Origin of the sequence: Streptomyces sp. NRRL F-6492, from assembly GCF_001280125.1 — a bacterium.
Taxonomy (GTDB): domain Bacteria; phylum Actinomycetota; class Actinomycetes; order Streptomycetales; family Streptomycetaceae; genus Streptomyces.
The window spans coordinates 38,359-46,072 of the sequence record NZ_LGEG01000239.1 but is presented as its reverse complement, the minus strand read 5'-3'; the positions used below and the strand labels follow the sequence as shown (position 1 = coordinate 46,072).

At 72.8% G+C, this 7,714-nt stretch carries 5 protein-coding genes; 2 read left to right on the top strand and 3 right to left on the bottom strand.

All coding sequences use genetic code 11. The features are described 5' to 3' along the window. The first annotated feature begins 211 nt into the window (after nt 1-211). A complete protein-coding gene (locus tag ADL08_RS37340) occupies nt 212-475 on the top strand; it encodes a hypothetical protein (protein ID WP_159043009.1) in 264 nt (87 codons plus the stop codon). A 132-nt stretch (nt 476-607) separates the two neighbouring features. Here ADL08_RS37340 and ADL08_RS25205 read toward each other — a convergent pair whose 3' ends face one another. The 3 genes from ADL08_RS25205 to ADL08_RS25195 form a co-directional block, all read right to left on the bottom strand. Further along, entirely contained in the window at nt 608-2,071 is a 1,464-nt protein-coding gene (locus ADL08_RS25205; RefSeq protein ID WP_078968045.1) for an IS4 family transposase, read from the bottom strand. Nucleotides 2,072-2,075: 4 nt separating this feature from the next. Then, nucleotides 2,076-3,629, bottom strand: a complete 1,554-nt coding sequence (locus ADL08_RS25200; RefSeq protein WP_053646769.1) for a PucR family transcriptional regulator — start codon at nt 3,627-3,629, stop codon at nt 2,076-2,078. An 84-nt stretch (nt 3,630-3,713) separates the two neighbouring features. Then, a complete protein-coding gene (locus ADL08_RS25195) occupies nt 3,714-6,071 on the bottom strand; it encodes a hypothetical protein (protein WP_053646767.1) in 2,358 nt (785 codons plus the stop codon). 248 nt (nt 6,072-6,319) lie between these two features. Here ADL08_RS25195 and gabT point away from each other — a divergent pair, with 248 nt between their 5' ends. Beyond that, on the top strand, nt 6,320-7,654 hold the full coding sequence (gene gabT / locus ADL08_RS25190) for a 4-aminobutyrate--2-oxoglutarate transaminase (protein ID WP_053646765.1): 1,335 nt from the start codon (nt 6,320-6,322) through the stop codon (nt 7,652-7,654). The last annotated feature ends 60 nt before the right edge of the window (nt 7,655-7,714 follow it).

Here is a 7,714-nt window from a genome sequence, read left to right as displayed (position 1 = left end):
CGGGGACGGCGGGGGCGGCTCTGACGGCTGAGCGGGGGCCGGGAGGCGCAGGCCCGGGAAAGGGGGGCCGGGGAGCGAGGGGCCGGGAAGCGGGACCCGGGGGGCCTACTCCGCCCAATGCAGTTGCCTTAGAGCTGCGGGGATCGGTGCCCCGTCTGTGACGGAGTGGGGCGCGGGCCGGCGGGTCAGGCACACTCCGTACCATCCATAGGTGATCAACCCGCTCTTCCACACACCCAGACGCCGCTTCATCACCCTGGCCATACTGGCTGCCGTTGTCGCCTTCGGGTGGTACGCCGTTCAGCCGGTCTATCCGCGATGCACGATCCACTCAGCGGTCGGCTCGGGGGGCCTCGTGCCCGCTGTCACCTCGGCGGAAGAGATGGAAGCCGTAGCCAGGCAGGCCTACGAGGATGCCTTGGCCGGCGGCGCGTGCGGACCATCACACGCCCGATTCCGAGACTGGATTGGCTGACCTGAGCCCGCGGCCCCGACGCGCTGCGGCCCTTGGCGCCGTCGTGGGGGCCTCTCGGGCTACCAGAGGCCGCCACTGCCCTCACCCGGGCCCGAGCCGAGGGGCCGATCGTCATTCTCGGTCCCTCGTCACCTAATCCGTAGGCGGTGACGGGGCTTGGGTTCCCCTGAGTACCGGTCTTCCGGCTCGGTGGTTGTTCCTCGGCTTCGTGGTCTGGTTGTGGGCCCAGCGGCCGGGCTGGACCGTGTCTCGTCTGGCCCGGGTCCTCAGGACGGGCCAGCGGTTCGGCTTCTTGATCGCGCGTGGGCACTCGCGGTTGCGTCGGGCGGGAAGAAGACGTGCATGTGCCTCCCGTCCGGCCTCGGTGAAGGAGCGGGTGAGATTGGTGACGCTCGCTCCGAGCTGGGACGGGATGCTGCGGCGGACGATGCGGACGCACTTCAAGTAGGAGACACGGTCGGTGTCCACGGCCGGACGGGCAAGGGCGGCCGTGTGGGCGAACTGGCGGATCGCGTGGTGGACGGCGAGGTAGGCCCACAGTTCCTGCCGGAAGCCCTCCGGTGTCCGCGACCTGATCGGGCCGCCTGGCCCGAGGTGGTTCTTGATCTCGTCGAAGGCGAGCTTGATCTCCCAGCGCTCCCGGTAAAGCGCGACCAGCTCGGCGGCCGGGTACTGCTCGGGGTCCAGCAGCGTCGTGCCCAGGTAGGCGACCTTGTCGCCCTTGACGAAGGTGATGACCCGGTAGACCACGTGCTTGGGCAGCGTTCGGCCCTCTCGCGCAGCTCGGAGCCGGACTTCCTTGCCCGGTCGCGCCATCGACAGGTACGAACCGTCCGGAAGTTCCTCCTGGAGGGTGCCGAGGTGGTTGGACTGGAGCCTGACCAGCAGATCCGCGCCCGCCGCGGTGAAGGCGTGAGCGAACTCGACCGACCAGAAGCCGCGGTCGGCGATCACCAGGTCGCCGGGGCCGGTGGAGCCGGCCAGCGGGTAGACGAGGCTGCGCTCGCCGTCGCGGTAGCCGCCGAGGCGAGCGTCGAGGACTCCGTGTGTTCCGATCTCGGCGAGAACCACCGCTCTGACCTGGGGGAATCCGAAGGGGACGCCGCCGGTGGTGGAGGGGCCGTCGAAGGTGTCGCCGTTGCTCGTGGAATCCGGAAGATCGAACTGGGTGCCGTCCAGGGCCAGGAGCCGCAGCCCTCGCCACCACGCGCCGGGCGTGTCCGCGGTGGCGAGCGGACCGGCGATCTGCCGGAACACGGTCTCCAGCACGTCTTCCCCGGGCCGGGCGCGAGCCCGGCACAGCGACGACCGGTTCACCCGAGCGAGGGCCCGGCTGCTCGGGATGCCGCTGGTCAGCACCCGCAGGACTTCCTCGTACGACTCCCGGGCGAAGAGGCACAGTGCCAGGACGAAGTACACGACCAGCCGGGCCGGCAGAAGTCGGCGGCGCCGTTCGGCCCGGTCGTGCTTGGCTATCGCCGTGTCGACCAGCTCGGCCGTGCACATCTTCGTCAGGATCCCGATCCGCACCCGCCGGCCCGCGTCCCACCCGTCACACGCGGGGCAACGATCCCCCCGGCTCAAAGGCAACTGCATTGGCCTACTCCGCCCCCTCCCCCGTGGCCTTGAGGGCGAGCCACAGCTCCATCCGTACGTCCGGATCGTCCAGGGAGCGGCCCAGGATCTCCTCCACCCGGCGCATCCGGTAGCGCAGGGTGTGCCGGTGGACGCCCAGGTCGGCCGCCGCCGCGTCCCACTGGCCGTGCCGGGAGAGCCAGGCGCGCAGGGAGGCCACGAGGTCGCCGCGGCCGGTGGCGTCGTGGTCGCGCAGGGCCCGGAGCATCCCGTCGGCGAAGGCGCGGACGGCGTCGTCGGCGAGGAGCGGCAGGACCGAGCCCGCCGCCAGGTCCTCGTGCTCGACGAGCGCCCTGCCCCGGCGGCGGGCGACCGAGAGCGCCTGCTCGGCCTGCTTGTACGCCGCGGCGGCCGCGATCGGGCCCGCCGGGGCGGAGAGGCCGACGACGACGCCGGCCTCCTCGGCCTCGCGTTCCGCGTAGCCCTCGCAGGCGGTGACGACCGCGCCGCCGTCGCGGGCGAGGACGACGAGCCGCTGCTCGCCCTCGGGGACGGCGAGGACCGCCTCGCCCGCGCGGGCGGCGGCGGCCTCCAGGGCCTCGGCGAGGACGGGGAGGGGCGGTTCGGCGGCCGGTTCGCCGCCGGCGGGTTCGGCCACGAGGAGCCGGAAGGGGGCGTCGAGCAGCCCGCCGTACACGTCGCCGGCCACCGCGCGCGCGTGGTCCGGCTGTCCGGCGAGCATCATGCGCAGGACGGCGGCGCCGAGGCGCTGCTCGGCGGCCTGGAGGGAACGGGAGCGTTCCGTGGTGAGGGTGAGCAGGGCGATGGCCGAGTGGACGGCGTAGCGCTCGCCGGTGCCGAGGGGGGCGCCGGTGCCGACGGCGAGGGCGCCCCGGACGCGGCGGCCGGTGCCGAGCGACTGGAGCTCGACGCGGTCGTCCGTGCCGCCGACGACGGCGCTGGCGGGGGCGGGGCGTTCGCGCAGCCGCTCCACGTCGGGGGTGAGCCGGGCGGCCCGGCGGGCCGCCCACTCGGGGGAGACGGCGACGGGCTTGCCGGAGGTGTCGTAGAGGGCGGCCCAGCCGTCGACGTGGGCGGCGAGCCGGGCGACGACGGCGTCGGGGCCCTCGGCGAGCGCGGCCCGGGTCAGCTCGCGCTGTACCTCGAAGCCGGCGGTGACGGCGCGGTACTGGTCGGCGGAGATGGCGGCCGAGACGGCCTTGCTGATGGCGAGGAACGGGGTCCTTCGCGGCACTTCGAGCAGCGGCAGGCGCTCCTCGCGGGCCGCTTCGAGCAGCGCCGCCGGGATCTCCTCGTAGTTCACCCCCACGGCGAACCCGAGCCCGACGACCCCGGCCCCGAGCAGCCGCCGCACGTAGCGGCACATCGCCTCCAGGTCCTCCGCGTCGAGGGTGAGGGCCGTGGTGAGCAGCAGCTCGCCCCCCTCCATGTACGGAACGGGATCGGCGAGCTCACTGACGTGCGCCCACCGGACGGGGGTGTCGAGACGGTCCTCCCCGGCGCGGACGACGAGCTTGAGGGCGGAGTGCTGCACGAGCGAGGCGAGGGTGGGCGGCATTGGGGACCGTCGGACCTTTGGGGGGAGGGGTCGCCGCTCAGCCGAGCGGCGACCCCGATTGTGCCAGGGGCGGGGGGTGGTTGCTCAGTTGCGGAGGTCTACGAGGAGGGGGGGGACGTGGTCGCCCCTCACATGGGTGAGGGAGAGGACGGCGTGACCCGGGGGGACGGCGTGCGCGAGATCGGAGGCGGACCAGCGTTCCCGTTCCACCTCGCGCACGGTCACGGCGTCCGTGGTGACGGCCCGGCCCGTGACCAGTTTGCGGAGGGTGTGCACGACCCGGGTGAGCGGTTCGTCGGAGCGCACGGTCCGGCTGGTGACGTCCCGTGCCTGGACCCACTCGGTGCCCCAGGTCTCCGCGAACCTCTTGCCGTCCCAGGTGGTGACTCCCGCGAGGGCGACGCGGCAGCCGACCGCGCCGAGCAGAGGAGTGCGCAGGTGCTCGGGAACGTCGTCGAGGGTTCGTAGGCCGAGGACGACCCCGGCGTTCGCGGAACGCAGCCGCTGCAGGCCTCTCACCGTCGCGGTGGTGACGGTGTGGCCGGCGTCGTCCAGGACGAGGCAGGCGAAACGTGACCGGTCGGTGCGGGCGGTGGCACGGGTGAGGAACTGCGCGAGGACGAGCCGGGCGAGGAGCCTGGAAGCCTCCGCGTGGCCGGTCTCGGGCAGGTCGATCCGGACGCGTACGGGGTGTTCCAGAGCACGCATGGTGAACGGCTGCTTGGTGCGGGTGGTGTCGAAGAAACCGGCGAAGGCGGGGCGGTCGAGCAGTGCGAGCCGGTCGGCGAGGGGAGTGGCGGGATCACCGGCGGTACCGTGCTGCCGCTGGCGGGCGTCGAGTTCACGCACCAGGGCGGACTGTCCGTCCCGTTCCAGGGCGGTACGGAGGGACGGGTGGGCGGCGGGGCCGCCGTCGAGGAGCTCGCGGAGTTCCGCGACCAGGGGGAACCGGCCGTGGACCGCGTGGAACGGCCCGAGCAGCTGTGCGAGCGCGGTCGCGGCCCGCCTGGTGTCCGTGGTCTCGTCGGCGAGGGCGTCGGCGAGCAGTGCGGCGGCCTGGTCGGGGTCGCCGGTGCCGCCGTAGAGGTCGAGGTCGTGCGGTGAAGCCGGGTCGCCGATGCCGATGACGATGTCGTACGCCTCGTCGGGACCGAGTGCCGATCCCACGGAGCCGACCACGACGAGGGCGGCCTGTCCTGCGAGTGCCTGGAGGGCCAGTGACTCGACGAGGGGGCGGATGAGCCGCGTGGTCTTGCCGCTGCCCGAAGGGCCGACGGCGAGCATCGAGGTGCCGAGGACGGAGGGGTCGAGGGCGAGCCCGGTGTTCCGGCGCGGGTACGGATTGCGGGGACCGTCGGCGACGGTACCGAGTCGCACCTGGCGGAGGAGGAGGTCGTGCGCGGCGGACCGGCCGGGGAGGCGCCGCGCACCGGAGGGGTGGAGGAAAGCCGCTGCACCCCGGGCGTGGACCTCCCGGAGGAAGGCGGCCTGCCGGTCGGGGGCGGACCGCGCCGCCTTCCACACCGTGCGGATCCGGGTGTGGTCGACGTCGTTCATGGTTCCGGCTGCGGCCTCTGCGGCGAGCCGGTCGGCCGCTTCGACGAGACCCGCGGCCCTCAGCTCCGGCCAGGCGACGGGGTCGGTACCCGGCTCGGGGGCGTGGGAGGGAACCCCGGCGACCCGGTTTCCGGGGCGGCGCAGGGCGAGCCGGACGAAGGGCAGGACGGCGACGAGGGTGACGATCTGTTGAGCCGTGTCCGCCCTTCGCTGGTTGATGTACATGGCGTCCGGCGCGGTCTTCTCGAAGGGCATCAGCGCGTAGGCGACGTCCTTGAGCGGCACCCAGCCGCCGCGGACGAGTGCGACGACCACGATCCCGGCGACGAGGGCGAGGCCCACCCGGACGGCGGTGTGGCGGTATTCCTGGATGAGCCTGCGCCAGGCGTACGGCCAGCGACCGAAGCGGCCGATGCCGTAGAAGACACCCGCGAAGAGGGCCAGCCGGTAGAGGGCGAGGGCCAGGGGGCCCCCGGTGCCCGGCTGCGGCCCGCCTCCGAGGGGGCGCCACCAGTCCCCGGGGGTGAAGAGCTTGAGCAGTACGTCCCAGTACGGGATGTATCCGTTGCGAAGCAGGGACCAGAGCAGGATCGCGGCCAGGAACGACACCATCGCGCCGGAGAGCACCGCCCGCAGCGGGGTCTCGTCGGGCTCGCGATCGGGACGCGGCACATGTCCGTACCGCCAGACCCCGGGGCCGGCGGCCGGCCGCGGAGTCCGCAGCCAGTCGATCAGAGTGGTTCCACCCCCCGTGCCGGCGGTGCCCGGGGGCGTGGGGGGCGGAGTCGACGGCATCGGGGGCGGGGCGGCGGGGCGGGGGATCCGGTCGGATCGCGGAGGCCCGTCGTCCGTGCTTCGCGAGCCGTGCGTGCCTTCGAACTCCATGACCCCTGCCCCCTGGCCCTTCACTGCGCGACGCCACCGTCCGACGTCCCAATCTAGGGCCTCGCAAGAGGATCACGCGCCGGATCGGGCCGATGCCCCGAAGCCGGTCCGGACGACACCGCGTATGGCCGATACGGACAACGACACGACGAGACCGCTCCCATCCGTAGCATGCGCGTGGCCGGTGGCCCCGCCTAGCCTGCGGAGGAAACCCACAAGTGCGTCCAGAACACCCCCAGGAGCCCCGCATGAACGCTGTCCCGCAGGAGCGGCGCGTCGTCACCGCCATCCCCGGTCCGAAGTCGCAGGAGCTTCAGGCCCGCCGTCTCGACGCGGTCGCCGGTGGCGTGGGCTCCACGCTGCCCGTCTTCACCAAGCGGGCCGGCGGCGGCATCATCGAGGACGTCGACGGGAACCGTCTGATCGACTTCGGCTCCGGCATCGCCGTGACCTCGGTCGGCGCCTCCGCCGAGGCCGTCGTGCGCCGTGCCTCCGCGCAGCTCCAGGACTTCACCCACACCTGTTTCATGGTGACGCCGTACGAGGGCTACGTGGAGGTCTGCGAGGCGCTCGCCGAGCTGACCCCGGGCGACCACGCCAAGAAGTCGGCGCTGTTCAACTCGGGCGCCGAGGCCGTCGAGAACGCGGTGAAGATCGCCCGTTCGTACACCAAGCGCCAGGCCGTCGTCGTCTTCGACCACGGCTACCACGGCCGTACGAACCTGACGATGGCGCTCACCTCGAAGAACATGCCGTACAAGCAGGGCTTCGGTCCGTTCGCGCCCGAGGTGTACCGCGTGCCGGTGGCCTACGGCTACCGCTGGCCCACCGGTGCCGAGAACTGCGGCCCCGAGGCCGCCGCCCAGGCGATCGACCAGATCGGCAAGCAGATCGGCGCCGACAACGTCGCCGCGATCATCATCGAGCCGGTCCTCGGCGAGGGCGGCTTCATCGAGCCGGCCAAGGGCTTCCTGCCGGCGATCGTGAAGTTCGCCAACGACAACGGCATCGTCTTCGTCGCGGACGAGATCCAGTCCGGCTTCTGCCGCACCGGCCAGTGGTTCGCCTGCGAGGACGAGGGCGTCGTCCCGGACCTCATCACCACCGCCAAGGGCATCGCGGGCGGTCTGCCGCTCGCCGCCGTCACCGGCCGCGCCGAGATCATGGACTCCGTCCACGGCGGCGGCCTGGGCGGCACCTACGGCGGCAACCCGGTGGCCTGCGCCGGCGCGCTCGGCTCCATCGAGACGATGAAGGAGCTCGACCTCAACGGGAAGGCCCGGCGCATCGAGGAGGTCATGAAGACCCGCCTCACCGCCATGCAGGAGAAGTTCCCGGTCATCGGCGACATCCGCGGCCGCGGCGCCATGATCGCCATCGAGCTGGTGAAGGACCCCGCCACCAAGGAGCCGTACGCGGAGGCCGCCGGCGCCCTGGCGAAGGCCTGCCACGCGGAGGGCCTGCTGGTCCTGACCTGCGGCACCTACGGCAACGTGCTCCGTTTCCTGCCGCCGCTGGTCATCGGCGAGGACCTGCTGAACGAGGGCCTCGACATCCTCGAGAACGCGTTCGCCGGGATCTGACGCGCCGGCCCGTGAGGGCCGCGGTGTGAAGACTCTGTGGGGGGCCGATGGCGGGACGCG